The organism is Pseudovibrio sp. M1P-2-3, from assembly GCF_031501865.1.
GTDB classification, from domain to species: domain Bacteria; phylum Pseudomonadota; class Alphaproteobacteria; order Rhizobiales; family Stappiaceae; genus Pseudovibrio; species Pseudovibrio corallicola.
The window spans coordinates 537,247-564,206 of the sequence record NZ_JARRCW010000001.1 but is presented as its reverse complement, the minus strand read 5'-3'; the positions used below and the strand labels follow the sequence as shown (position 1 = coordinate 564,206).

Sequence of the window (26,960 nt, the reverse complement as noted above, 5' to 3'; positions counted from 1 at the left end):
TAATATGCCCTGCTTAGACAAAAGACATGTTTATCAATATTGCGATAGGTACAAAAAGTTCATTGGTTCTTAGGCAACTTGACCGACAGGTTCAGCCAACTCAAGAAGGTTAAACTTTGGAATAGCTTTTCCATCAAAAACCAGCATTTGTCCAGCAGGAACTTTCTGCCATTCATTTTCCATCGGATCAAGCGGTTCTGATACAACCGTTATACTTCTGTCACTTAAGCGGTAATACAGACTGGGTACAATATGATCACTGGAATAACGAAACACATGGAGCTTCGTCCCGTCGGTAAACGCAGCAGTTACCCGAAGCGCTTCCTGTATAGCGGTTGCTCTCATCATTTCGAGTATCTTTGACAGTACAAACTCAAAGGCTGCCTGAGGGTTGTCTTTCAGTCCATGACTTAAAAGAGCTAGAAAAAGAGCTTCACTATCTGTAGTTCCTTTTCTTTCCATATAATAATGGTCACTGATGAGCTTTTCGACTTGGCGTCTTATTTTCTGATAGCCGCCAATTTGCCCATTATGCATGAATAGGCAGTTATCGGCGGAAAATGGATGGCAATTTGCTCGAGAGGTTGCAGTCCCTGTCGAAGCCCGCACATGAGCAAAAAAAAGATTTGAAGAAATCTGGTGAACCAGATTTGAAAGGTTTTCATCCCCCCAAGCTGGCTGTGTATCCCTATACTGTCCTGGTTCGGTTCTTTGACCATACCAGCCGAAACCAAAGCCGTCGCCATTCGTATCCACTTTAGCTTCACTGCAATGTCTAGACTGGGCAATAAGAGAGTGTTCAGGTTGCCTAATTAAATTTTCGAGGTAGATTTCATCACCCATATAGGCCAACCATCGGCACATTTTGCATTGTCCTTATAGTTATAGTTTTTTCATCACCCATAACCCACAAAAAGCTTCCACCAAGCCAAAGGCGATGCCCTTATAGCTTAATCAGTTACTACCCACTTTATCAACGGCTACACCGAGGCAACAAAGCAATAACTAGTGATTCTTTGGCAACTATTCATTCAGGTTGTCACATTTTTCAATATGCTGCCCCGTCAACAGAATAAATTTCCTTAGAGTGATAGCCATCCAATGACATCATACAAATCCCTATATAGCCACCATCCGTCCACAAGCTGGACTTATTATAAAAAAATCTCAAATCTCCACTAACATCCAATTTCACAAAGTAAAAAATAAGTATTTAAATAAATCTATACTTACAAACACGAGCAGCCACCAAATAAAAACCATACATTGCTCAAGTCCCACGTCCCATCTCTAGGCAACGCATCTCCTTCTTTTAGAAAATTGCGTAAGTTTAAGACCTTTAACTATAGACACAACCGTCTCAGTCTGCTACGAACGCGCAACATTTGGCGACGCACTTGTGGCAGCTAACCGTACATTGGTCAGCTAAAACAGGGGTCGCCCTATTCATCCGGTGTAACCAATCGATGACTGCTATAGTCAGTCTTTGAAATATAAGGATAAACGCGTGCAGGTTCTCGTTCGCGATAATAATGTCGATCAGGCGCTCAAAGCCCTGAAAAAAAAGATGCAGCGTGAAGGCATCTTCCGTGAAATGAAACTCCGTGGCCACTATGAAAAGCCATCGGAAAAGAAGGCTCGTGAAAAAGCTGAAGCTGTTAGACGCTCACGCAAGCTGGCACGCAAGCGCGCGCAGCGTGAAGGTCTGCTGGTCGGCAAAGGCCGTCGTTAATAAACGTCTTATTCATGGATATGCGGCGCTACGGCGCCCTATCAGCATTCAAAACGGACTTATCGGCTTAGGCTGATTGGTCCGTTTGTTTTTTCCAGATAGTTTTTCTCGGTATTTTCTGAGAGACTATGCGGTGTCAGTAGACTGAAATACAAGGAACACAGTATGAGGCTAGAGCAAATCCTCGAAACGCCAAGAAAAATCCGTTTCGCTTTCGGGATTTCTATCCTATCTGCCTCCTTAGTCGCCTGCCAATCAACAGGCGGTGTCTATCAAGATGTTCCTATAAATCGCGCAGTTGGGTCCAATACCAATATCGGTTCTCTTTCCGAGGTCGTGAACGCCAACCCCACTGATGCAAACGCATATAATACCCGCGGCATTGCATATGCTGAGGCAGGCAGGTTGGATCAAGCCCTTGCAGACTTTAACAGGGCAATTGAGTTAAACCCCAACTCCTATCAAGCCTATGCCAACAAAGCGCTCGTCGAACGGAGACGCAAAAACTACAGTGCTGCCATTGACAACTATAGCCGCGCGCTTCAAATCAAGCCAAATTATGCCCAAGCCCTCAATGGTCGCGGCAACACCTATCGTAGTTTAGGGCAAAATACTGCGGCATTAAGAGATTACAACGAGGTCATACGCTTAACTCCCAATGATGCTAAGGCCTATCATAATCGCGGGTTAATCTATCAGGCGCAAGGCTTGGACCAACAGGCCATTAATGACTTCTCACGAGCTATCGGCCTCAATTCACACGCATATTCACCTCTCATAGCCAGAGGGACCATCTATCTGGAATTAAACGACCCAAAGGCTGCACTGCGGGATCTGGGAAATGCTGTCATACTAAACCCCCGCTCCTCTGCAGCTTGGACCTATAAAGGACAGGCAGAAGAAGCCCTCGGAAAAACTGATGATGCACGCAAGTCCTACAGGAAAGCTCTGCTGCTATCTCCGGGCGACGCGACAGCTAAAGCTGGATACGTTCGGCTAGGCGGTCAAACTACATAAGTCGTTAACTGCATTCTTTTCCTCTTCGTATGAGAGCAAAAGTAGGTGCTTTGAAATTAAAACTGCCCAATCCAGTTCAGTGTTTGGCGCCAATCAATCATGCGAATTGGCGTCCCATGCGTTCCCGTCTGAAACAATATAAAGTGAGTTGGGTAGTCAGGGCTGCTGGCTTTTATGGACTTATAAAGACCGTACTGCTGTTCCCACTTATAAACCGTATCTGCACTTCCATGCACAAAGACGACAGGAACATTTCGTTTTCCAGCAGGTGAGTTTATAAAATTATCGTCTCTCGCTCCGCCAAGAATGATATAGCCATCTATAACGGTTGATGCGTAACTGTCCTCTGCAAGCGAATAGCACAGCAAACTTCCCATGGACCCACAAGAGATAATAATGTCAGCATTTGGCGCCCTCTGAGATAAATCTTTGATCAGTAGCGCTATTTGTTTTCGTCCACTGTCTTCAAAACCGTTAAAATCAGGGGACACGTAAACCCCTCTATTTCGTATCATAAGATTCTTTATACGGTTAAAGTTGCCACCGAATGTTAGATCATTAACCCCATCATGGCGATCGGTTCCTTTTCCATGCAGGTACAACACGATAACCTGTGTTTTGGCGGTTGGTTTGCCGACCCTTACATAGTTAATCCGCCCCTCAGTTGACTTGAGCGTAGAGTCTCGCTGGAACCACCTATATTTTGAAGAAAGGTATTCACTGCGAACCTTTTTCACGGGTATGGCGTCCCGCTCATTGATGTCTCTTAGCTCTTGATAATCAATTCGAAGAAATGAACCGTCCGTGTTTTGTTCCAAAACCTTCGGATAGCTAAATAACCCATCCTTATAAGGTGCCAGATGAAATGCGTAGACTGACTCAAAGCCAAAAAGAAAAAAGGTAATCACCAGCAGAAAACCAGAGACTCGCATAAAAAACTTACCTTAAATTTGTAAAACTCAATCCTTATCGATTTTACTCGCAAAGAAAGGGAAAAGGGAAGAGAGCTCCTAGGGCAAAACTAAGAGGATCCCAGATAATCGTAGAGCACTCTTCCAAAGGGAAGCGTTAGGTCACAAATAAAGTGAAGCCCGCCTTGCACTTTAATAACCGGAAGGTCCGTTAAAGGGGCATTGGTGTGTTGAAATAGTTGTAGGGCCGCAGGTCCCGACCACCCGCCTTTTATGGTCACATCGCAGACTTCATAGGCAACCAGCTGCGCAATGGCCATAGTACCGTCCACATCGGGTATCAACTTGAGGTTAACCTGAGTCTTGCTGATCTTTTTCATAAGTGCATCTGGATGGCACTTTGTTCCATGATCTACGTCATATAGAAGGTGCTGGTATTTATAACCCATTGTGGCAATGGCTATCGGAGCATCATCAAAACTCAGCCTTCCCATAAGGGTGGCACCATTTATGGTAAGCTCGGGCTCCCCAATTTTCTTAGGGAATCCCCAAATTTCACGACCGCCAAATGTAGGGGGCGCATCATTCAAATACATCTGTGCAGTGAAGTTAACAGGGTCAGAGCCAAATTTTGCCGGAATTACGATTCCTGATTCCAGATAGCTCCCAAATCCCGCTGAATCAGGCATCCGAATAACTTCGAATAATACAGTATTGGACCCATCGGGTTCCAAGGGCTCAGGTAGCGCTTGCCTAATAGCCTCCGGTTCACTTTCGTAAATGATAGTGAGGTATTCCCGATCAATGAATCTATAGGGACCTTTGGGGTAGGCTGGCGATGCCACAGGCATAGAAGACGCAGATAGTATTTCCCGTATGTTCATGGTGCCTCACACAGCTTCTGTATCGACATAGAACGATAGTGACACTGGCCCCATAAAACCACGCCCAAGCTGAATGTTAGTCAACATATTGACTTTGTAACACTTAAACTAAATTGGTATGTGGTTACACTACCTTTATGATTTATCGGGTATTGCAAAGGCCATAGCGACCAATTTTTCTAAGTGAAGGCACACCCAGTTTAACTGAGTCTGTTGCACGCTCCCTTCCTGCCCTATATCTCGAAAACAATTAGCAGAACACCAAAAATGACCTTCTCTCACTTCAGGTGAGCAGGCGAACAGGGCCGACCCTTCGAGTTACTCCCAAAACTCAATAAGATCGTCCTGTTCACACTGGGTCAGCCTCTAGGCAATTGTGATGACTGCAATCAAGCAGGTCAGAAGAAAAATCGTTATCGGCCACTTAAGTGGGCTTTTATTCGATGCCAAGCCAACACCTGTCGCGACTATATTCAAAATAATCATAATAGTACTGGCGACAGCACCTGCGTTCCCACCAAATGAAAACATAGCAAGAGAAACAACAACTCCCAATAGACTCACTGTCGCAATTTTTGAGAATTTGATGAAACTTTCATAGGTCCGCTCATGCTCCTTATAGTCCATAGCGGATATACTCCCTTCGGCCATACGCCTCCCCCCAACTGGAAAATACCAAGATACAAGTTTACTACGTCAATATTCCTCTTCGATTAGCTATTACCCTCCAGCGCCACCCCATGGGTTTCGTTGAAGGAGCAGCAATCAATCAATAAGCCTATTTCGATCAACTAATCTGGGCAAGTTCCAATGCTTCCGCTTGCCTTTGCTCCAATGCTGAAAGTGTAAACCCATCAATTTGTTCATTGAAAAGACGATAGAAATTCAGATCAGCCTTTAAGTGCAAAAAAACACCACCTAGGCCAATTGCAGCTCTATCCATGAAAACGAAGTACCGTGGAATACGAATCGGGCCGAGTTCTTTCAAGGATTGATGTACGTAAAACGCCTCCTTTCGCCCATAGGCAGCCGGAGAAACCCCATCGACGAGCGAGCGGGTGCGATCCGTTAAAAGTGGTCCATATATGAACCGTGCCCATACGTTCAAAACCTCAATCAATGGTTTCGTCAGTCCCTCAAACCCCCAAAGTTCATAGGCAGAAACAATCTGCTCTTGATCCTCTTCCAAAAGCCCTCTGTAAAGGTCAACGACACCCTGCACGAAAGTGGGAGGAAAGATGCGCAGGCACCCGTAGTCCAGCAGGTTAATACCGAATGAGCTGCCGGATGAATCCTCAAAAACACTATAATTCCCGAGGTGGGGATCTCCATGAATGACACCAAAATGGCTGAAGGGATACCACCAAGCTTTAAACATGACTTTTGAAAGATTATTTCTATCTTCCTGACTATGGCCGCGATAGTCCAGAATAGGCTTGCCCTCAAGCCAAGACATGGTCAGTAACCGCCGCGTTGACAGCTCTTCAAAAAAATTCGGGATACGAACTTGAGGTTCATTAGCAAATATCAACGCATAAAGAGCCATGTGCTTTGCTTCCCGAAAGTAATCAAGCTCTTCTCTTAATCTGGCTCCAATTTCTTTGGCGACTTCCTGTGTATCAATTGCAGGTCTAAAACGCTTATGCAGGGCTAGAAGCGCATTGAACTGGGATAAATCAGCTTCAACTGCACTATCCATCTCTGGATATTGTAGTTTGCATGCAAGTGCCTCTCCCTCAAGTGCAGCGGCTCTATGAACTTGCCCTAGGGAAGCAGCTGCGGAAGGCACGTGTTCAAAGCTTGAAAAACGCTCTTTCCAGCTTGGTCCCAACTCTGCCTGCATTCTTCTTTTAACAAAAGGCCATCCCATCGGAGGAGCGTTACTTTGCAAGTTACCAAGCTCGGCAGCATACTCGGGCGGTACCAAGTCAGGAACCGTAGAGAGCAGTTGCGCCACCTTCATCAGCGGCCCTTTAAGCTCTCCCAGAACCCTGGCAACCTCGGATGCGTTTTTTTCACTGTCTGAGCCAAAGCCCACAAGTCTCAAAGCAGCCATCTTAGCCGCAAGACCACCTACATTCGAACCCACTCTGGCATAACGCCCCATGCGGGCCGTCAATCTGTTAGATTCCCAGTCTTTTTCTACCATCAAGATCACTAAACTCCATGTTGAAGAGTTTTCTGATCTATATCCTACCTCTTAACCTACTCCGGTTAGAAGCCCTAAAGGCAAAGTTTGGCCCCCATAGAAATGCTAAGCAGCTTCAACCCGTAAATCATCCATATGCACTGGTGAGACTTTTACACCCATGGCGATCAATTCGTTTTTGGTCTCCACCCATTTACCATGATCCATGAAAAGCAAGGCGCCTTCTGCTATGTGCACCTCAAATCCCCTGTTGAGAGCTGCAAGTGCTGTGATTTTTATGCAAAAATTTCCATCCAGCCCTGCCAAGATCAGCCGCCCAACTCTTTGCTTTGCCAAAACTCTATCTAACTGAAGCGCAGAAAATGCATCAGCATATGGCTTGATCATATCTGTAGCCGTGGAAATTTTAAGGCGCGGGTCCAGTTGAAGTCCTTTAGAGTTACGGGCTCCTTTTCCTTTACCAAGCAAACCAACTATAAAGTTCGTGTACCACCCCTGATAGGTTTGGCGAATGGTCAAGACAGGAATCTCATTCGTATCGGCTTGCTTTACTAAGTGATTTATACCCTGTAGTTGCTCGTTTAGGAGTTCTTCATCCCAAAGACCCTGCGTAAAATCTTCCTGAACATCAATCACCAGCAGTGCGGTATTAGGCCGACCTTCCCTATCAATAGGATGACCTTTAGACACCCTCTCTATTTTCAGTTTTCCATAAATGGTATAAAATACCAGAGCTATAAATAGCGGAACCAATAGAATGCCAACCCACTCAAAAATACTCATCACATCCCCTCCCTACGAGCGTTACTATGAAAAAACTGGTTTAATTCCCCTTGTAATCGGTAATAGGTACGGATCTCTTTCGCGCTATAATGCCTAAGGAGATTCTTGAGGAGGGTACTTTCGCGCTGCCGAACACCCGAAATAACCTGCTTCCCCTTTTTCGTTAGTCGATACCGCTGCCGACGCATTTTCCTTTCTGAATTTAACGGTTCTATATGACCGCCAAGGACCGCCGAATTAAGTATGCGGGCAATATACTGCCGCTTGAGCTGCAAAGACTCGACCAGTTCTGGCGCGCTGGCTATATCGCATTCGAGCAGACGTTCCATAACGGCTCGTTCACCCACGTTAATTTGAGCACCTAGAAGACCAACTTCAACAGAGGCCGTAATATTGCGCAGCAATGGCCGAGTTAGCTGGATAGCTTCGTATAAAAGGCGTTCAATCTCTTCGTCGTCATCGCTCATGGGGAAATAGGAGGAGATTCGACAATACTTGTCAACTAAAGTGACAATAAATTATATATATCAATATATTTCAATTAGTTATACAAGTAGATCATCTCAAATTTACGTGATGATCTACTGTCGTTTACTCTTCAGCGGAGGGCTTTCATAAAGTGAGCAAAACTGATGAGACCTTCAGGCCATGGCCCCTGACCGCTTTCTTCGTTGATATGACCTGTCTCACCTGCATCCTGTAGGCCAATATTCCATAGCTTGGCCAATTGCTCCGCTCGCTCGAAGCTGCAATAAGGATCATTCCTGCTGGCTGTCAGTTTGGCAGTAAACGGTAGGGGCGAAGTTGGCAAAGGAGCAAAACTTCTCAAGTTTGCAGGTATCCGGCTGCTGTCATCAATGTCAGGACAGGCCACCATATAAGCACCCTTGACCCAATGCTTGATACGAGGGGCTGCATGAGCCACTGTCACGCACCCGAGCGAGTGAGCCAATAGAACAACCGGTTTCGTTGCAGTTTCAACTTCCTGAACCAGCCTACCAACCCATTGATCTTGCTCCGGATTTTCCCAATCATCTTGCTCTACACGCCGTGCGGTGGAAAGTTTATTCTCCCAGCGTGTTTGCCAGTGATCTTTTCCAGATCCCAGCCAGCCGGGAACAACCAGAACTTCAACTTCAGAAATCTTCATAGGGTTCCTCAAATCACTTTTCTTTTTCCTGTCTTGATATTGGCATCAACAAATAAAATCTAGTCTTAAGCGACGCAGACAGCCTCACCGGCTTAGTTTCGTTGCTTCATTTGGCCCTAATTGGCTATAATTCTCTTCAGTCCATTCACCTTAAAAGAAAAGGCCTGACGCAATTGGCATCAGGCCTTGAACTTTTTTCAAAACTATAACGAGTTTACTGCTTAGGCGTCACCAAAGACCCGTTTAAAGATCGCATCTACATTTTTAGTGTGGTAGCCAAGGTCAAAGCGCTCTTTTATCTGCTCTTCAGACAGGTGCTTGCGCACATCATCATCTTTGAGAAGCTCCGTGAGGAAATCCACTTTAGCGTCCCCAGAAACCTGATAACTGTCCCAAACCTTCATGGCATTGCGCTGAACAAGACGGTAGCTGTCCTCTCTAGAACACCCAGCTTGTGTCAGAGCCAGAAGGATACGCTGGGAATGCACCAAACCGCCTAAACGGTCCATGTTGCCCAGCATGCGCTCTGGGTAAACAACGAGATTTTCCATGACATTCGTCAGGCGTGCCAGTGCGAAATCCAGAGTAACCGTCGCATCAGGGCCGATCATACGCTCAACTGATGAGTGTGAAATATCCCTTTCATGCCAAAGTACAACATTTTCCATTGCAGGCATTGCATAGGAACGCACCATGCGGGCTAGTCCTGTCAGATTCTCTGTGAGCACAGGGTTGCGCTTATGCGGCATAGCTGAGGAGCCTTTTTGCCCCTTAGAGAAGAACTCCTCAGCCTCAAGAACCTCGGTACGTTGCAGGTGACGAACTTCCACTGCCAAGCGCTCAACTGAAGAGGCAATGACACCCAAAACAGCAAAGAACATTGCATGACGATCGCGTGGAATAACCTGAGTTGAAACCGGCTCGGCTCCAAGCCCCAGCTTTTCCGCCACGTGCTCTTCAACACGTGGATCAATGTTTGCGAAGGTTCCAACAGCACCGGAAATTGCACAGGTAGCGATTTCTTCACGTGCCAGTTCAAGCCGTTTCTTACAGCGGTCAAACTCCGCATAGGCCTGTGCCATTTTAAGGCCAAAGGTCACTGGTTCCGCATGGATGCCGTGAGAGCGTCCAATTGTTACTGTGTCCTTATGCTCCAAGGCACGGCGCTTTAATGCGGCCAGCAGCTTTTCCATGTCTGCAAGCAGCAGATCAGCAGCACGCACAAGCTGGACATTGAAACAGGTGTCCAGAACATCAGAAGAGGTCATGCCCTGATGGACAAAGCGGGCATCAGGGCCAACGATTTCTGCCAGATGCGTTAGAAACGCAATCACATCGTGTTTTGTCTCACGCTCAATCTCGTCAATGCGGGAGATATCAAACTCTGCTGGGCCACCTTTTTCCCAAATGGTTTTCGCTGCTTCTTTTGGAATAACACCCAGATCAGCCAGCGCATCACAGGCGTGGGCTTCAATATCAAACCAGATACGAAATTTGGATTCTGGAGACCAGATTTTGACCATCTCTGGTCTTGAATAACGCGGGATCATGCCTGTCCTCGTTTCTATAAAGAATCTAGGGAGGATGTATCAGGAAGAACCAGATTTCTCAATGTTGGAATAGCGCGGAAAACCTATTATTTTTATCTTTGCAGGGCCGTCATAAGTACCAGAGATATAATACAAAATTTTGCATGAAACGAAAAATTTTTTAATTACATGTAATACGAAGAAACCTCACACCTGTTTTAGGTGCGAGGTCTCCCATATTAAATCAAAGTTCAGCGTTACTCAGGTTGATCCATCTCTTCCAACTCATCAATGAGCCGTTCGATAACAGAAAGCCCTTTTTGCCAGAAAGACGGGTCTGTCGCATCCAGCTCGAAAGGCGCCAGAAGTTCGCTATGATGTTTCGTACCGCCAGCTTTGAGAAGATTAAAGTACTTCTCCTGAAAACCTTCCTCTGCTCCTTCAAAGACCGCATAAAGCGAGTTCACAAGGCAGTCACCAAAGGCATAGGCATAAACATAGAAGGGAGAGTGAATGAAGTGCGGAATGTAAGTCCAGTAGTTCTCATAGCCTTCATTCAATCGAATTGCTGGGCCGAGGCTCTCTTCCTGCACACTTAACCACAACTCTCCAAGCACCTCCGAGGTTAACTCACCTTCTTTGCGCAGTTCATGCACTTTGCGCTCAAATGTGTAGAAGGCTATCTGGCGTACCACCGTGTTGATCATATCCTCAACTTTGGAGGCAAGCATAATCTTGCGCTTCTCTTTTGTCTCTGCCTTATCCAACAAATCACGGAAGGTCAGCATTTCACCAAAGACACTGGCTGTTTCTGCAAGTGTGAGCGGTGTGGGTGCCATTAACGCACCATTGGGGCCAGCCAGAACCTGATGAACACCATGCCCAAGTTCGTGGGCGAGTGTCATAACGTCCCGTATCTTTCCTTGGTAGTTAATCAGGACATACGGATGGGCGGAAGGAACAGTTGGATGCGCGAAGGCTCCCGGTGACTTACCCGGACGAATTTGCCCATCAATCCAGTTCTTATCGAAGAAGGTTCTGGCAATCTCCGCAAGTTCTGGCGAGAAACGACCATAAGCGTTCAGAACAATCTCTTTTGCCTCATCCCAAGGGATATTTTTAGTATCCGCCTGTGGGAGTGGTGCATTACGATCCCAGAAGTTCATCTGCTCAACACCAAGCCACTTCGCTTTCATGGCATAATACCGGTGAGACAAGCGTGGATAGGCCTCACGCACAGCTTCCACGAGAGCATCGACAACCTCCCGCTCAACCCTATTGGATAGGTGACGGCTGTCCGCTATATCCTCGAATTTGTGCCAGCGGTCGTAGGTTTCCTTATCTTTGGCAAGCGTATTGGTTATAAGCGTGAAGGTGCTTAAGTTTTTCTCAAAAGTCTTCGTGAGAGCTTTCGCTGCTTTCTGCCGGTTTAACGGATCAGAATCTTGCAACAGACTCAGCGCCTGTTCCATTTGCAGCTCCTGCCCATCTATTTCATAGCGAGAAGAAGAAATAGTCTCATCAAATAACCGGTTCCACGCACCAGCTCCTGAGACATGCTTTTCATGGAACAGCTGCTCAATCTGGTCATCAAGCTGATGGGGAAGCTCTTTGCGAATATCGTCCAGCCAAGGCTTGTAGTGGGCTAACGTTTTGGCTTCTGTAGCCTTTTCAAGCACGTCGGCTTCAATTCTATTGAGCTCCAATGGGAAGAAAAGTAGATGGACACTGGCAGATGTCAACTTATCCTGCATGTCCCCATAGAATTTTTGCCTCACAGGATCCGTTGTGTCTTCTGTATAGGAAAGAACCGCAAATGCCCCCAAGCGGCCCATCAAATCCTCTAACTCTTCATATTGGGAGATGACACTCGCCAACTGCTCCCCCGATTGAGCAGCGTAAACTGACAGTTTACCTTTGTGATTCTCTTCAAAATCACACGCCCGATCATAAATTACGCCCAAATCACGCTCTACTTCAGGAGCATCCAAAGATGGATAAAGTGCGGTGAGATCCCACTGTGGTAGGTTAGCGAGCTCAGTCTGTTCTACAACTGTTTCATAAGAGCTCTTAACGAGCCCTATAGATTCTCTTAATTTGAAATTCATGGGAACCCCTAGGTTATAACCTATGCTAGATGATGCGGTATTTTCCCCGCAACCTAATGTTTTTTCAATATAGTTGCAGCCCATGTTTATTCAATAATCAGCTTATCTCACCTGTATTTTCAAGCCTGCCCTCATCCACGCATCCATATCGGTCAGTACGGCCCACTTTCCTATTCAATAATATTAGGGGCTGGAAAGCTAATTACACGGCTAGACAAAAACCCCCAGTAGCACTAGTAAAAAAACGTAGGGGTACCATAAGTTTTATTCTTAAATAGTAAGTCAATTTGGCTATAGCTCATGTAGTTAGCAGCCGGACTTTGGTAGGTGGGTAAGTAACTTGATGTCTGGTCATAAATTTACAAGAGCAATTATCAGTTTCACATGCCTGTTGTTTCTAGGCCAAGGGCAAAAAGTTCAGGCAGCTATTCCTGAAAAAACTCCGCAAATTTACAAAGAACAGCACGTTTTATTGCGTTATTCGATTGCCCATGAAATTAAAAGGGCCCTTCTAAATAACTCCAAATCAATCAGCTTTCGCGCAAAACGAGATCGCGCGGCTCTGGAGTTGTTCTATGAAGAACGAGGCTTTCAGCCGATTTGGGTTAGGAACGGAAAACTGAACAAAGTCGCACTTACTGTGATTTCAAAGTTGCTCGCAGCGGCCGAAGAAGGGCTAAGCCCCTCAGACTATCCCACTCCCGAAAAATCGCTCAATAGCATGGGGCAACTTTCCTCCAAAGAACTAGCACATGCTGAGATTTCTCTCACACTGTCAGTTCTTCGATATGCGGAGGATGCGCAGGCTGGCCGCATATCCCCCCGCCGTATTTCGAAGAACATTGCCCAGAAGCCACACCGACCTGACCCTGTGGACGCCCTGCAGAAACTCTCACGCTCTCCTCAGCCAGATATCATTCTTGGCGCATTCAATCCTCCGCACCAAGGATATAAGGACTTAAAAATTCAACTTGAGAAGTTGCGGAGCGGGTCTCATAAACCAAAACGTACTATTGAAGTCCCTACGGGTCCCCTATTGAAATTAGGAATGAGTGGTCTGCGTGTTTCATTACTCAAAAAGCGCCTGAACGTCCCCAGTCTCCCTGATACTCAAGAAATGTTCGATGCCGACCTCAAGAAGGCCGTACAGTCATTTCAGCGCGAAAACGGTTTGCATGAAGACGGCGTTGTCGGAGCCCGCACTCTGCTAAGCTTGAACAAACATACAGTTGGAAACCCTATTTACGATATCATTGCAAACATGGAACGCTGGCGGTGGTTGCCAAGGGAATTGGGGGATCTCCATCTAACAGTCAACATTCCGGAGTTCATGGTGCGCCTCAAGCAGGAGAACAAGGTTCTTTATAAGGAAAGAGTTGTTGTTGGAAAACGTAGTCACCAGACTCCAGTCTTTTCCGACAATATGCGCCACATTATTGTGAACCCCTACTGGAATGTACCTTACTCCATTGCATCCAAAGAACTTCTTCCCGAGATCGCTGTAAATCCTCGCACCTATTTTGCCAAGGGAAACTATGAGGTTTTGTCCAAAGGGCGCGTGATTGACCCCAAACGCGTAAACTGGACCAAAAACCCTTTTAAAAAATTACGAATCCGTCAACGCCCTGGCCGAGGCAACGCCCTTGGGAAAATCAAATTTATGTTCCCCAATAAACATAATGTTTACTTGCATGATACGCCTTCCAAATCTCTGTTTAACCGCTCTGAGCGAGCTTTCTCCCACGGGTGTGTACGTGTCAGAAATCCGCTGGAGTTCGCTGATGCCTTGATGGAGTTTCAGTCAAACAGATCGGGAAAGTACCTAAGAAACCTTATTGGAAAAAAGGAAACTCAGGTAAACTTAGAGACTAAATTTCCAATTCACCTAACGTATTTCACATCTTTTGTTGATGAAAAGGGCAAATTGCAGAGACGGCCAGACATATATGGCCATAATGAAAAAACGATCCGAATTCTAGGCTTGAATTAACCCACAGAATTTGAACTTATCCACAGTTTGGACCCGCTAATTCCCTAGGGGAATATATATAAATACTAGAATCTACTCTCTTTAACCATGATTTTTATTAAAGATTTTTACCAAGGCCACGACTTGGCCTGATTTGAAGACAATGTAAAACCTCATTAACCTAATCACATCTAAATGAACTGTGGGGCATGAGTTCAGTTTAGAACAATGAAAGAGAGCGAGAATTGCGTAACCGTTCAATCTTCGGGTGCAAAAATAAATTTGTCAGGATGGGTATTCAGCCAGTTGTAGCGGGCCTCATGGCTTTTGGCATGCTCTTGACATTTTCTGCTTCAGTCAGCGCTGAAACTCGATCCCTCAAGCTTTATAATACGCATACTAAAGAACGGGCGGCCATTGTTTTTAAGAAAAATGGCCGATATGTGAGCTCTGGACTGCGTAAGCTCAATACATTTCTTCGAGACTGGCGACGTAATGAGCCAACGAAAATGGATCCCGAACTTTTTGATCTGGTTTGGGAAGTCTATCAGACTGCACGTACTAGTGAACATATTCACGTTGTATCTGGCTATCGATCCTTAAAGACCAACAATATGCTCCGTAATCGCTCTCGCGGCGTCGCAAAAAATAGCCAGCATACTAAAGGCAGAGCGATGGACTTTTATATTCCTGGTGTCAAAACCAGTAAGTTGCGGGCAATTGGGCTGCGCCAGCATGTTGGTGGTGTTGGATATTATCCACGTTCCAATTCTCCATTTGTTCATCTTGATACCGGTTCGATAAGACACTGGCCGCGGATGTCACGCCATGAACTGGCAAAGGTTTTCCCAAGAGGACGTACTATTCATGTTCCCACTGACGGGAAAAAAATGGCCGGTTACAATAGGATTATGGCAGAGGTTAAGCGTAAAGGCTCGACCATGTCAGGAACCTCCGCCCTTGCATCAAGTAGATCAAATAACTCTCGCGATTCCGGTTCCAGAACTGGCAACACCTCCAGTAACAACGGCGGCGGTTTCTTTAATACGCTGTTTAGCAATAAGAATTCTGGGACAAAACCCCAGACTTCCAGAGAAAGTGATCCAGGTCAGCGTGTGGATCTAACAACTCCAACGCTCACAGTGCCTCGTGCAAAGACTGCCTATGCAGACGTACCAACCCAAAGTGATTTTACGCTGCCTCCAGCAACTACCACGGGTTTAACAGCGAAAGTATCCACGCCGGATACACAACTTCCGCATACAGCGGCTGTAAACCTTACGCCGCCATCCAAGCCAACTACCACTGGTACTATTGAAGCTTTACCAGCTACAACGCAATTGGCTGCACTTATCAGTACCTGGCCAAGAACCAAGCCGGCAAGCATACCTCAACTGGCTGCATATCAGGATCCAAGCGCTCCCCCTTTAGCCAGAAATGCGCATGAAGGTATTGCGGCCATTGATAGCGCGACTACCAACCAGCCTCAAACGAGTACCAAGCCTCTTCAAACTGCTGAATTGACAGATCAGGCGTACAACCCTGTAAACGAACCCAGTTCAACACCCAAGGCCAGAGAAAGCTCACAGGCACTAGGTGCAGTTAGTACACTACAAGATCCACTTGCATACTTTACTGCTAAGCCTGTCGCTTCCAGCCTAGTTATGCATTCCAATGAAGATATATCTAGAAACAAGCGCCTTGCCTATTTGTACCACCCAAACCAGAATTTCTTGGAACAACTTGTTACCTCAGTAAATTCCGTGGTTCAGAATGACTTTTCTTCAAGGCCATTTTCAGGAGTTTCAAGCACCAACTTCACTGGAGCAGCTATTGAATGGTTAGAAACAGCGCGATCCGGGAGTTAAACGGGCAGGCAATAGCAAGGCCCATTCTGAACGAATAGGCCTTCTATATCAATTAGTTAGCTTCTGCAGAACCTGCCATACCAAGGGCATGTAGGTACAGGTCCATTACAGCTTCCTCTTCCTCACGCTCGTGAGGCTGGCGCTTGCGTAGTGATATAATTTTACGCATTACTTTTGCATCAAATCCAGTGCCTTTTGCCTCGGCATAAACGTCTTTGATGTCGTCGGCGATGACCTTCTTTTCTTCTTCCAAACGCTCAATACGCTCAATGAATGCCCGCAGCTGGTCAGCTGCTACACCACCTGGTTCTGACATGGATAAAGTCCTCAAATTGTGCACACATGTTAAATGAATAGCCCTGCCTGCCAGATGTTTTTGAAGAGGTCAACCAAACATTCCTGTTTATAAGCAGGCTTCACAGGGCAATGCTGTTCAAAAGAACGGAAGCCAGCACTTTGTTTGAACTTGAAGCTCAACACCTCTTAGATAAAAGAGGGCTCTTCAATAACTGCTTACCCTCTTCAGATCTCTGGCAAAACCGTTACAGCGCTGGTTATTTTGACAACCCAGAACCGAATCAGAAAAACCGTCGGCCATACCCGCGCCCCTTTTTAAGCACAGAAATCGCTTTCAAATTTGGGAAAGCAAGGTTTTAGCGTAGAAAGTTACAGGCCAGCAGACGCCATCATGAGCTTCGCATTGACAAGCGATCCAACACGTCCCATTAGACTATACCTTGGTAGTAGATAAAAGAATGCAATGATACGATCCGATTATAGAAAAAATTTAAGACTCAGAGGTTTCACTAATAAAAAAAGTGCCTTACTCGGAGTAGGAATTCTTGGATTGGCTTGGATAGGCTTTCCTATGCAAGCGAGTGCTGATCTTCGCCTTTGCAATAAAACAGAGGGAACAGTTAGCGCCGCAATTGGCTATCGCGAGGATGGCCAGTGGATCACAGAGGGTTGGTGGAACCTGTCTAAGGCCAGCTGCGATACTGTGCGATCAGGCGACCTACAGTCGCGCTACTTTTATATTTATGCCGTAGAAAATGAAAAATCCGGAGAGTGGAGCGGCCCCGCACACATGTGCGTAAGTCAAAAAGAATTCACAATCCAGGGAATAGAAAACTGCGTTGCTCGCGGATACGAACGCGTCGGTTTTTTTGAAATTGATACCAATGAGCAGGACAGCTGGACAGTCCAGTTGACTGAGCCTACAGCACAAGGAACAAGTGAACAATGAAGCGCAATAGACGGGTCAAAATTCTTGCAACTCTAGGCCCGTCCTCCTCCAGCAAGGACATGATCAAGAAGCTGTGGCAGGCCGGAGCTGATGTTTTCCGCATCAACATGAGCCACTCCAGCCACGAAGTTCTGAACTCACTCGTCAACACAATACGTTCTGTAGAGCAGGAAATGGGACGTCCGATTGGTATCCTAGCCGATCTGCAAGGCCCGAAACTCAGAGTTGGAACATTTCAAGGCGACCAAAAAGTTACTTTGGAGAACGGGGCAACCTTCACTCTGGATAATGACGTCACTCCTGGTGACAGCAGCCGAGTTTACCTCCCACACCCTGAAATCCTTGGCAGCTTGCAAGCTGGACACCGCCTACTGCTGGACGATGGAAAAATAGGTCTACGCGTTACCAAAGCATCTCCAGAGCGCTGTGAGACAACTGTGGAAGTTGGCGGAGTTCTTTCCAACCGCAAAGGTGTTAGCGTTCCTGACACGGAAATTCCTGTCGGCGCCTTAACAGAAAAAGACCACAAGGATCTGATTGCCGCCCTTGATGCAAAAGTGGACTGGATCGCCCTTTCATTTGTTCAGCGCCCTGAAGACCTTATTGAAGTTCGCAAAATTGCACAGGGACGCGTTGGTATTCTTGCCAAAATCGAAAAGCCTCAGGCCATCGATCGTCTGGCGGAGATTATCGAGCTTTCAGATGCCATCATGGTTGCACGTGGTGACTTGGGCGTGGAAATGCCGCTCGAGAAAGTCCCTGGCCTGCAAAAGCAAATGATTCGCTCTTGCCGCAAAGCCGGTAAGCCTGTCATTGTAGCAACCCAGATGCTTGAAAGCATGATCACATCTCCTGTCCCAACACGTGCGGAAGTCTCTGATGTGGCAACTGCAGTCTTTGAAGGCGCAGACGCTGTCATGCTCTCAGCTGAATCAGCTGCTGGACGGTTCCCTGTCGAAGCTGTTTCAACCATGGATAAAATTGCTATTGAGGTTGAGCAGGACGTACACTTCAGAAGCATTATTCACGCACAACGCACTGAACCGGAAGCAACCGGCGCCGATGCGATCACAGCGGCCGCAGGACAAGTTGCTGAAACTCTGGATCTCGCAGCCATTGTGACCTACACTGCCTCTGGTGCAACAGCGCTTAGAGCTTCAAGAGAGCGGCCTTCTACGCCGATTATCGCCTTCTCACCAGAGATCACGACTGTACGGCGCTTAACCCTTGGCTGGGGCTTGCACTGTGTCGCGAATGTCGATGCTGCAAACGAACAGGATATGGTTGAAAGAGCCTGTGAACTTGCGAATAAAGAAGGCTATGCAAAGCCCGGACAACGTATAATTGTGAGTGCAGGCGTTCCCTTTGACACTCCAGGATCCACAAATATGCTACGTATTGCCTTTGTGAGTGAATAAGCATAATTTTTTAGCTTAATTCAAATCGATTTAAGGGCCCATTCCAGATATGGGCCCTTATCATTTTCCAGCGACACAGATTGATTGATTGCATACTCATTTTAGTGAATAGTTTAGGTGAAAACATTTATATAGTTTCTTCCCTTACTTCCTTTTTGAGAGCCTCTACCGCCTCCTGAGCGCTCTCCTGCATAGGGTTAATTTTCAAGACGTATAGAAACACCTCAAGTGCTTTCTCCGCCTTTCCCATACGCCTTAAAATCATTCCTAAACCTGAAAGAGCAGGGAAATGCCGGGGTTCCAGCAATAAAGCCCGCTCGATATCTGCAACAGACTTTCCAAAGTCCTCTCTCAGATAATGGACTGTCGCTCGGCGGTTCCACCCTTCAACATAATTCGGGGCCAGTCGCAGGACAGCATCAAGCAAATCAAGAGCTATCTCATAATTTTCCGCCTTGATTGCCTTCCCCGCCCTACTCATAAGCAAATCAACTGTTTCGCTTCCCGATATAGCGAAGAGTTTTTGAAGCCTACCCGATATTTTTCGAGCCTGCTCATCATCCTCACAGTTTCCAAGCTCCAGAAATAACCGATCAATCTCAGTTGAGTGAGAACTAGAAGTAGGCAGGCCAATGTTTTTTAAGAGAAAGTCATCCGATTTCAGCTGTGGGTACACGGTTGCAAATACACTTGCAGATTCGTCGGAAACGGTCCTGAATTGAGCGCTGTAAGGAGGGAACACTGCACCAGCATACCCTTTACCGCTTATTGCGAACAGCAGCAGGCATACAAATAGCCCCAGAAGAGAATATCTAAAATTAAACAAGAAAAGCCGCATTGGAAGAATATTTCACTTCCAAATGCGGCTATCAATTCTTAGAAAACTAGGGTTTATTTCTGATCCTGTAAAGAATCAGGATTACCCTTGCCTTGCTTTAAAGCGAGGAGCTTTCTTATTGATGATATATACGCGACCACGACGGCGAACCATGCGGTTGTCACGGTGACGGCCCATGAGAGCCTTAAGAGAGTTCTTAATCTTCATTTTACTGTCCCCTTGGTCGGGATTGTTTTCGATGGATCCTGACCAAGCATGATCCGACAACAAAATAGCGCAAAGCGCTGATGACTATTATAAACCAAGTCCGCGCCCAACTTTTTACAAAAGCAAATGCAGGCGCTGGTACTTAGTTATAACACCTTTGGTAAGGCCCGTATCCCGGATACCGTGTCTTACCAAAAAAATGGTGGGCGTGACAAGGATCGAACTTGTGACCCCTACGATGTCAACGTAGTGCTCTCCCGCTGAGCTACACGCCCGAAATCTTATTTCAGGAAGAATATCTTCCCCCGCAACTCGGCGGTGGAGAGCCGTATAAGAGGTATTTAGCTTTCGTGCAAGACCTAATTTTAGATTCTGCGGATGCTTTCCACATTCGCAAAGCCCTTTGCCATTAATTAGGCGGCCAACATTCTCTCCACCTGCAATACAAGCTCCCTCAAATGGAAAGGTTTCGATAAAACCTTGGCGCCTTTAGGAGCATTCGATTCAGGGTTGAGGGCAACAGCTGCAAAGCCTGTAATAAACATGACTTTCAAGTCGGGATCCAGTTGCGTTGCTTTGCGCGCAAGCTCGATACCGTCCATTTCCGGCATCACAATATCCGTAAGGAGCAGTGTAAACGGCTCCTCCTGCAGCCTTTCGTAGGCATTTTTCCCATTATCAAACGACAGGACATCGTAACCAGCCCGTTTCAGGGCTTTTTCAAGGAATAGACGCATATCATTATCGTCTTCCGCAAGCAGAATTCGGGACATTGATGGCAACCAGTTTGCTCCGCAGTGTACAGCTGCAATCCTTTTGCAGCTATGTTATCACCTAGTACCATACTAGGCTCGACATGCTATTGGGAATCACTAGTATTTCAGATTGATGCTGAATATTGATGAGTACAGTAGTGCGTCCACAAGCAATTTGAAATTTCAGCGGGAGCAAATGAGTTGGATCATGCCAAGCCAGCCTTTCAAATGCAGACAATTGAAAGTTACAATCAGCGCGAAGGTGCTTTAACCTCCTGCCCGGCCTATGAAATATTACGCCCAGCTACACGCACAACACCCTTCATATTCAATTCTCCCCATTCTGGACGCGCTTATAAACGCTCTTTTCTCGAAAACTCCCGTCTGGATCAAGATCTGATCCGCTACTCTGAGGATGCTTACGTGGACGAGATAATCGCATCCTACAGTGATTTTGGTGGATCGGTCCTCAAGGTTAACTTCCCAAGAGCCTATCTGGACGTGAATAGAGAACCCTACGAGCTGGATCCTAGGATATTTAGCGGGAAACTGCCAAGCTACGCGAACGCTCGCTCACCGCGCGTTGGAGCGGGTTTAGGCACGATTGCCAGAATTGTCAGTGAGAATATGGAGATTTACCGCCATAGGCTCCCCGTATCAGAAGGCCTCGAGCGCATAGATAAACTCTATAAGCCCTACCACACAGCGCTGAACACGGAAATTTCCAAGGCTCGCAAAATGTTTGGTAAAGCGTACCTTTTGGATTTCCACTCCATGCCCTCAAACAGGCATGCAAAGAACAAAACTCAAAATGCCGATATCGTTTTAGGGGACCGCTTTGGAGGCAGTTGTGATTCTGAACTCACATTCTTAGCCATGCAGTTTCTACAGGATAAAGGCTTCTACGTGGTTCGAAATACACCATATGCAGGTGGATTTATAACCGACCACTATGGCAAACCGTCCCGAGGCGTTCACGCTCTTCAAATTGAAATAAACCGCCATCTCTATATGAATGAGGCAACTAAGAAAGTTCACGACGGTTTTGATGATCTAGCCGCTGCTCTTTATGAGTTTACATCTTCACTCATAACAGCCGTCTGGGGCAGACCAGAGACACTACGTGATGCTGCGGAATAAAAAAGGGCCGCTTCACGAAAGAGGCGGCCAAAAGTCTAGGGAGGAAACGCCCAAGGAGGGCGATGCGGATAAATACCGCACTGCAGTATATACACGCCGCAACGCACAATTGTCAAGCATGTATATTTTTTAAGTATGGAATTATACTCAATTCTCTATTCCTGACGGCACTGATTCTTGGCCCTCTATCAACAATTAGTGCTTGTATATTAAGTGACATTTTGCTTATTTCCATATGTCCTTCATCTACCAAAGTAAGAAACAAATAAACAAGAGGTTAGGTTGCAATGCAAAAATGTTCTGTAAATTTCGACTTTGTGCACAAACTAGCCGATGCAGCGGATGTAGAGACACTGAAACACTTCCGCAGTGGCTTTGCCGTGGAAAACAAGCTGAGCGCCGGATTTGACCCTGTTACTGTTGCAGATAAGTCTGCGGAGAAAGCAATCAGAGCTGTGATAGAAAAACACTATCCAGAACACGGGATTATTGGCGAAGAATACGGAAGGCAGAACGAGAGGGCAGACCATCAGTGGGTTTTAGATCCGATTGATGGAACCCGTTCTTATATTTCCGGCACCCCTCTTTGGGGAACCTTGATTGGGTTGAGCGTAGACGGGGCGGCCTCATTGGGCATGCTGAGCCAGCCCTATATCAGAGAGCGCTATTGGGGAGACCGCACTTCAGCCTACTATCGCGGACCGATTGGGGATAGGCAGCTAAAGACCCGCAACTGTACTGGCCTTGAAGAGGCTATTATCATGACAACGGATCCCAGCCTTTTTGAGGAGCAAGAGCGCCCCCTTTATGACACCATTGAGAATAGGGCACGCCTTGCCCGCTATAGCGCCGATTGCTATGGCTATGCGATGGTTGCTGCAGGTTGTTGCGATTGCGTTATTGAAAGCGGGTTAAACACCTATGATATTCTCCCTCTCATTCCAATTGTTGAAGGCGCTGGTGGTGCCATAACAGACTGGGCCGGAGCGCCCGCTGAAAATGGAGGCCAAATCCTTGCTTGTGGCGACAAGCGGCTTCATGAGCAACTCCTCAGAATATTAGCGGGATAAACCAGTCGCGTTTTTACCGGTTAATCAGAGCTCCCAGGTACAAACGCGTCGAAGGCCGCCCAGTACTGATCTCGGTACCTATCTGCTTCGACCATAAGATCATGCTTTGCGCCTTGAATTTCCAAATATCCTAGTACTGGGCTTCGCCTACACAACTCTTCGATAGCAGAAGTGGAGATAACCTGATCCGATCCTGCTGCTATAACAAGTGTCGGTATAGTAAGGCTTTGCCCAAACACTTCTTTTTTGAAATGGAGCAGAGATTCTGATGCGGCATGAATCCAACCTACAGTTGGCGCTTTCACACACAAGGATGATTTTTCCTTCAACGTCCTTTCCAAAATGGAAAATCGATCTACGCTAGAGGTCAATTTATTGCTCTGAAACGGTTTGAATGCGTCAGTAGACACACCCGGAACATAGGCTCCACCTAACCCTATCAAAGACAGCCAGCGGGAGAGGAAACGAGCTGCAATAATAACTGGCTGCGGCTCGGCTGCTTGTATAAGTGGGGAAGTCATCACTATACGGTCAATTTTGGTTCTTAACCGCTCATGCGCAAGCAATGTCACCGCGCCGCCAAGGGAGTGAGAGAGGATGTAGTGCGGACCAGGAAAATTGGGGAGCGATACTTCATCCAGAACAGCTGTCAAATCCGCGACAAAATCATCAAGACTATCCACATGCCCTTTCAGTGGGTCTTTCAAGAGGCGATCAGACCCTCCCTGCCCGCGAAAATCAAAGGCAACAACGTGAAACCCCCGTTGACGAAGATCCTCAATAACCTCGAAGTATTTCTCGATATATTCAGAAAACCCCTGCACAATGGTTATGGTGCCCTTGATGAGAGGTACAGCAGGCTTCCAATACGCGCAGCGAATTTTCACCCCGTCATAACTTGTCACATAAGTCTCGGACCCGCCTTCAGGTGCTGGGTTAAAAGCTGTCGAGAATAATGCCATATATACCCTGCCCTTACGCCCAATTAAAACCCAAGAGTGCCATGCTGCAATTGACAACCAAACAGGCATAACATAGCACAAAGCCTATAGAAACCAAAGGTTCCAAAGGAGCAAAACTATGCCTTCAGATCGTTACACTTTAAAAACACTGAATGCCCTGAAGGAGCACTATGAAACCCCAAACCCGAACGCTCTTATCAAAGAAGTAAACTATATTACTGATCATTATAGAGCCTATATTGAAAAATCACCCTTCTTTGCTCTTGCTACTGCATCTGAAGAAGGGTTGGATTGCTCACCACGCGGCGACCCAGCAGGCTTTGTTCAAGTTATCGATACGAAAACAATAGAGTTCCCAGATCGGCCCGGTAACAACAGACTTGACAGCTTGACGAATATTATTCGCAATCCCGCTGTTGCGCTTCTCTTTCTGATTCCAGGTCAGGGAAACACGCTTCGTATCAATGGAACAGCTTGCATTTCTATCGACCCAGAGCTTCTGAAAGCCCATGCATATAAAGGGAAATTGCCAAAGTCTGTTATCCAGATCAAAGTGGATGCGGTATATTTCCAATGCCAGAAAGCGATCACCCGTTCCGGACTCTGGAAGCCGGAATTACAGCTTGATAGTTCCCAGCTTCCCACTGCGGGTCAAATGATTCAAAGCTTTTCCGAGGAGTTTGATGGAGACGCCTATGACAGGGCCTACCCCGAGCGTCAAAAAGCAACCATCTACTAATCCCAGCATATCCCTTACTCATCCCAACCGGGTGAGTAGGGACACTCGCATAGGGCATCCCCTTGATTTTGGGGAATATAAATATTCCAGAGGCATTTCCTCCCTCATTCCCAGCGAAAGACTAAGCCACGAATCCATTGCTTTATTTTTTCTCTTTGGAGATCTTGAAACCTATTTTGACTGCACTACCTAAGTAACAGCGGAGGCCAAAAAGGATCCGCATCCCTCAATACCTTTGCCTGTAAAGGGAAGGTGATCGGGGATAGATCACAATTCGCATGTTTTACTTGCGAAGACATGTAGTGTTGCTCAAAAGAGGACAGATTATGCGTCACTTAGACTTTAGCCCACTCTACCGTTCTACTGTAGGATTTGACCGCCTGTTTAATATGCTCGACAGCGTGAACGGTGATCAAAACACCGCTTATCCCCCTTATAACATTGAAAGAACCGGTGAAGACGCCTACCGGATTTCTATGGCTGTTGCCGGTTTTACCGAGGACGAGCTGGAAATCGAGACCAAAGAACACTCTTTGATTGTTCGTGGAGAAAAGACTCCAGAAGGTGAGGACCGCGAAGTTCTTTACCGCGGCATTGCATCGCGCGCCTTTGAAAGAAGGTTCCAGATTGCAGAACATGTAAGAGTTACAAACGCTTCACTGGAGCATGGCTTGCTTCACATTGATCTTCTCCGCGAAATTCCAGAGGCAAAGAAGACACGCCGAATCGAAATTTCGAATGGCGGCGCGAAAACTGCGAAGCAGATTGAAGGCGAGACCAAGAGAACCCACTAATTATCAAAACATCCCCGAAGGTCCCCTTTCTCCCCCCGATACCTTCTGGGAACAAGGCGCCCCGCGATGAGCGGGGCGTTTGTGTATGACGCGCCCACTTTGCGTAATTTTTCCACGAAACCCTTGATAAGTAATATAGAATCTCCGCAATCAGACATAGTTTGCGCTCATGCGCTCAAGCTGCATGCAAATGTGATGGAGTGGATGCCCCACCCGGCGGCATCGCAATGTGCCATATTTACGATTGAAGCAATCGAAGATTGGGAAGGGACATCCATGGCAGAGGTTAGCATTATAGGTTTAGATTTGGCAAAGCACAGTTTTCAAGCTCATGGTGCGGCACCAGACGGCAAGGTTTTATTTCGACGGAAATTGTCACGCGGGCAGATGTTACCGTTCTTTGCCAAACAAGAACCTTGTGTTGTGGCAATGGAAGCTTGCGCTACTGCCCATAGTTGGGGGCGAGAAATTCGCGCTCTGGGGCATGATGTTAAATTGATTCCCCCAATCTATGTGAAACCATTTGTAAAACGTCAAAAAAACGATGCAGCTGACGCGGAAGCCATTGCGGAAGCAGCGTCGCGCCCCACAATGCGTACGGTTCCGATAAAATCAAAGGATCAGCAAAGTCGCGCCGTGTTATTCCGTAGCCGCGATCTTTTTGTACGTCAACGTACTCAGTTGATCAACGCCTTGAGAGCTCATTTGGCTGAGTTTGGCTGCCTCGCACCAAGAAAGGCGGTACACGTTAAGAAACTGGCTGAGGCTTTGAATGCTCCGAACAGTGACCTGCCTCCTGTGGTGCTTCAACTCGGTCAGATCTACCTGGAGCAAATTGCACTGCTCACAAACCGGATCCAGTCCCTGGAAAAGCAGCTTCGAATAGAAGCGAACCAGGACAAGGCTGCGCAAAGATTGCAAACCATGCCCGGAATAGGGCCGATAACGGCCATGGCGGTTACAGCATTTGCCCCATCAATGAGCACGTTCCGCCGAGGGCGGGACTTTGCCGCATGGCTGGGGCTTGTGCCAAAACAATATTCAACAGGGGGAAGGCAGATCTTGGGCCGAACCTCGAAAATGGGCCAGCGCGATATCCGAAGGCTTTTGATCATCGGAGCTATGGCACTCATTGGTGCTGCCCGGCGGACGGGGAGGCCAGAAAGCTTATGGCTTGGAAGAATGCTTGAAAGAAAACCAAGTATGGTGGTGGCTATCGCGCTTGCAAACAAAATGGCTCGTAGATTGTGGGCTATGTTGGTCAAAGATGAAGACTACCGAAACCTGTCCCCGGCTAAATAGGTGCTTCAGGACAGGTCCGTCGGGATGTGAGGAGGGCTTTGAGCAGTAAGGGTAAACGATCGACTAGATCCGACTTGGCATAACCAGTCTTTCGCACCGGGCAAAAAGCCCGCAAATGTGTATTGGAGCCAAGTTGCGTATCTCCATACCGGCCCGCGGCAAATGCAGCGCCGCACAACGAGGCCTGACAGATGACCGCAACCGATCACATGCCAAAATTGCTCGAAAAACAACTTGCAAAACACGGGGCATCCACAGATGCTCAATATGACGCAGGATCTGCCCTATGTACGCAATTCTTTATATAGGCGCGCATTGACACCGACAGCGTTCACATAAAAGGACCGCAGAAGTAAGCAATGTTTAATTTTAAATGGAAATGATGAATA

The 26,960-nt window shown here is 46.8% G+C and carries 26 protein-coding genes and 1 tRNA gene; 11 read left to right on the top strand and 16 right to left on the bottom strand.

Annotated features, from left to right (window positions below; genetic code table 11):
- Positions 1-69 precede the first annotated feature (69 nt).
- A complete protein-coding gene (locus P6574_RS02685; protein ID WP_310618851.1) occupies positions 70-843 on the bottom strand; it encodes a class II glutamine amidotransferase in 774 nt (257 codons plus the stop codon).
- 664 nt (positions 844-1,507) lie between these two features.
- Between P6574_RS02685 and rpsU the strand changes: the two genes are divergently transcribed.
- Together rpsU and P6574_RS02675 are read left to right on the top strand one after the other, a co-directional pair.
- Positions 1,508-1,732, top strand: coding sequence for a 30S ribosomal protein S21 (gene rpsU, locus P6574_RS02680; protein WP_310618850.1), 225 nt, complete (start codon positions 1,508-1,510; stop codon positions 1,730-1,732).
- A 165-nt stretch (positions 1,733-1,897) separates the two neighbouring features.
- On the top strand, positions 1,898-2,749 hold the full coding sequence (locus P6574_RS02675) for a tetratricopeptide repeat protein (protein ID WP_310618849.1): 852 nt from the start codon (positions 1,898-1,900) through the stop codon (positions 2,747-2,749).
- Between the two features lie 56 nt (positions 2,750-2,805).
- Here the strand turns inward: P6574_RS02675 and P6574_RS02670 are convergent, their stop codons facing one another.
- The 9 genes from P6574_RS02670 to P6574_RS02630 form a co-directional block, all read right to left on the bottom strand.
- Positions 2,806-3,681, bottom strand: coding sequence for an alpha/beta fold hydrolase (locus P6574_RS02670; RefSeq protein ID WP_310618848.1), 876 nt, complete (start codon positions 3,679-3,681; stop codon positions 2,806-2,808).
- A gap of 89 nt (positions 3,682-3,770) precedes the next feature.
- The gene (locus P6574_RS02665; protein ID WP_310618847.1) at positions 3,771-4,544 is read right to left on the bottom strand and encodes an acetoacetate decarboxylase; all 774 of its coding nucleotides are present in this window, start codon (positions 4,542-4,544) and stop codon (positions 3,771-3,773) included.
- Positions 4,545-4,910: 366 nt separating this feature from the next.
- Positions 4,911-5,195 (bottom strand): aa3-type cytochrome c oxidase subunit IV, encoded by a 285-nt coding sequence (locus tag P6574_RS02660; protein WP_310618846.1) that lies wholly within the window; start codon positions 5,193-5,195, stop codon positions 4,911-4,913.
- 136 nt (positions 5,196-5,331) lie between these two features.
- Complete coding sequence (locus tag P6574_RS02655) at positions 5,332-6,693, bottom strand: ABC1 kinase family protein (protein ID WP_310618845.1); 1,362 nt, start codon at positions 6,691-6,693, stop codon at positions 5,332-5,334.
- Between the two features lie 105 nt (positions 6,694-6,798).
- On the bottom strand, positions 6,799-7,476 hold the full coding sequence (locus P6574_RS02650) for a cysteine hydrolase family protein (RefSeq protein WP_310618844.1): 678 nt from the start codon (positions 7,474-7,476) through the stop codon (positions 6,799-6,801).
- Positions 7,476-7,943 (bottom strand): MarR family winged helix-turn-helix transcriptional regulator, encoded by a 468-nt coding sequence (locus P6574_RS02645; protein ID WP_310618843.1) that lies wholly within the window; start codon positions 7,941-7,943, stop codon positions 7,476-7,478. The genes P6574_RS02650 and P6574_RS02645 overlap by 1 nt, the downstream gene beginning before the upstream one ends.
- 131 nt (positions 7,944-8,074) lie before the next feature.
- Positions 8,075-8,626: an RBBP9/YdeN family alpha/beta hydrolase gene (locus tag P6574_RS02640; RefSeq protein WP_310618842.1), complete on the bottom strand. Its 552-nt coding sequence runs from the start codon at positions 8,624-8,626 to the stop codon at positions 8,075-8,077.
- Between the two features lie 221 nt (positions 8,627-8,847).
- Positions 8,848-10,176 carry an adenylosuccinate lyase gene (gene purB, locus P6574_RS02635; protein WP_310618841.1) on the bottom strand — a complete coding sequence of 443 codons (1,329 nt, stop codon included), beginning with the start codon at positions 10,174-10,176 and terminating at the stop codon, positions 8,848-8,850.
- Between the two features lie 236 nt (positions 10,177-10,412).
- Positions 10,413-12,263: a M3 family oligoendopeptidase gene (locus P6574_RS02630; RefSeq protein ID WP_310618840.1), complete on the bottom strand. Its 1,851-nt coding sequence runs from the start codon at positions 12,261-12,263 to the stop codon at positions 10,413-10,415.
- Positions 12,264-12,606: 343 nt separating this feature from the next.
- Here P6574_RS02630 and P6574_RS02625 point away from each other — a divergent pair, with 343 nt between their 5' ends.
- Positions 12,607-14,253, top strand: a complete 1,647-nt coding sequence (locus P6574_RS02625) for a L,D-transpeptidase family protein (protein WP_310618839.1) — start codon at positions 12,607-12,609, stop codon at positions 14,251-14,253.
- A 224-nt stretch (positions 14,254-14,477) separates the two neighbouring features.
- Complete coding sequence (locus P6574_RS02620) at positions 14,478-16,100, top strand: DUF882 domain-containing protein (protein ID WP_310618838.1); 1,623 nt, start codon at positions 14,478-14,480, stop codon at positions 16,098-16,100.
- A 52-nt stretch (positions 16,101-16,152) separates the two neighbouring features.
- Here the strand turns inward: P6574_RS02620 and P6574_RS02615 are convergent, their stop codons facing one another.
- Positions 16,153-16,416: a DUF2312 domain-containing protein gene (locus P6574_RS02615; RefSeq protein ID WP_310618837.1), complete on the bottom strand. Its 264-nt coding sequence runs from the start codon at positions 16,414-16,416 to the stop codon at positions 16,153-16,155.
- 552 nt (positions 16,417-16,968) lie between these two features.
- On the opposite strand from P6574_RS02615, the gene P6574_RS02610 reads away from it, so the two are divergent.
- Entirely contained in the window at positions 16,969-17,346 is a 378-nt protein-coding gene (locus P6574_RS02610) for a DUF1036 domain-containing protein (RefSeq protein ID WP_310618836.1), read from the top strand.
- Positions 17,343-18,764 (top strand): pyruvate kinase, encoded by a 1,422-nt coding sequence (pyk, locus tag P6574_RS02605; protein ID WP_310618835.1) that lies wholly within the window; start codon positions 17,343-17,345, stop codon positions 18,762-18,764. Before P6574_RS02610 ends, pyk begins: the two co-directional genes overlap by 4 nt.
- Positions 18,765-18,891: 127 nt before the next feature.
- Here pyk and P6574_RS02600 read toward each other — a convergent pair whose 3' ends face one another.
- The 4 genes from P6574_RS02600 to cpdR form a co-directional block, all read right to left on the bottom strand.
- Positions 18,892-19,590: a tetratricopeptide repeat protein gene (locus P6574_RS02600; RefSeq protein WP_310618834.1), complete on the bottom strand. Its 699-nt coding sequence runs from the start codon at positions 19,588-19,590 to the stop codon at positions 18,892-18,894.
- 93 nt (positions 19,591-19,683) lie between these two features.
- The gene (ykgO, locus tag P6574_RS02595; protein ID WP_310618833.1) at positions 19,684-19,809 is read right to left on the bottom strand and encodes a type B 50S ribosomal protein L36; all 126 of its coding nucleotides are present in this window, start codon (positions 19,807-19,809) and stop codon (positions 19,684-19,686) included.
- A gap of 200 nt (positions 19,810-20,009) precedes the next feature.
- Positions 20,010-20,084: transfer RNA gene (locus tag P6574_RS02590), tRNA-Val, on the bottom strand.
- A gap of 138 nt (positions 20,085-20,222) precedes the next feature.
- A complete protein-coding gene (cpdR, locus tag P6574_RS02585; protein WP_310618832.1) occupies positions 20,223-20,582 on the bottom strand; it encodes a cell cycle two-component system response regulator CpdR in 360 nt (119 codons plus the stop codon).
- Between the two features lie 210 nt (positions 20,583-20,792).
- Here cpdR and P6574_RS02580 point away from each other — a divergent pair, with 210 nt between their 5' ends.
- A complete protein-coding gene (locus tag P6574_RS02580; protein WP_310618831.1) occupies positions 20,793-21,704 on the top strand; it encodes an N-formylglutamate amidohydrolase in 912 nt (303 codons plus the stop codon).
- A 287-nt stretch (positions 21,705-21,991) separates the two neighbouring features.
- On the top strand, positions 21,992-22,774 hold the full coding sequence (hisN, locus tag P6574_RS02575; protein ID WP_310618830.1) for a histidinol-phosphatase: 783 nt from the start codon (positions 21,992-21,994) through the stop codon (positions 22,772-22,774).
- Positions 22,775-22,794: 20 nt separating this feature from the next.
- Here the strand turns inward: hisN and P6574_RS02570 are convergent, their stop codons facing one another.
- Positions 22,795-23,736: an alpha/beta hydrolase gene (locus P6574_RS02570; protein WP_310618829.1), complete on the bottom strand. Its 942-nt coding sequence runs from the start codon at positions 23,734-23,736 to the stop codon at positions 22,795-22,797.
- Positions 23,737-23,854: 118 nt separating this feature from the next.
- On the opposite strand from P6574_RS02570, the gene P6574_RS02565 reads away from it, so the two are divergent.
- From P6574_RS02565 to P6574_RS02555, 3 genes are all read left to right on the top strand, one after another.
- Positions 23,855-24,475: a pyridoxamine 5'-phosphate oxidase family protein gene (locus P6574_RS02565; RefSeq protein WP_310618828.1), complete on the top strand. Its 621-nt coding sequence runs from the start codon at positions 23,855-23,857 to the stop codon at positions 24,473-24,475.
- A gap of 326 nt (positions 24,476-24,801) precedes the next feature.
- Positions 24,802-25,269 (top strand): Hsp20 family protein, encoded by a 468-nt coding sequence (locus tag P6574_RS02560; protein WP_310618827.1) that lies wholly within the window; start codon positions 24,802-24,804, stop codon positions 25,267-25,269.
- A 276-nt stretch (positions 25,270-25,545) separates the two neighbouring features.
- Complete coding sequence (locus P6574_RS02555) at positions 25,546-26,571, top strand: IS110 family RNA-guided transposase (protein ID WP_310622079.1); 1,026 nt, start codon at positions 25,546-25,548, stop codon at positions 26,569-26,571.
- Positions 26,572-26,960 lie beyond the last annotated feature (389 nt).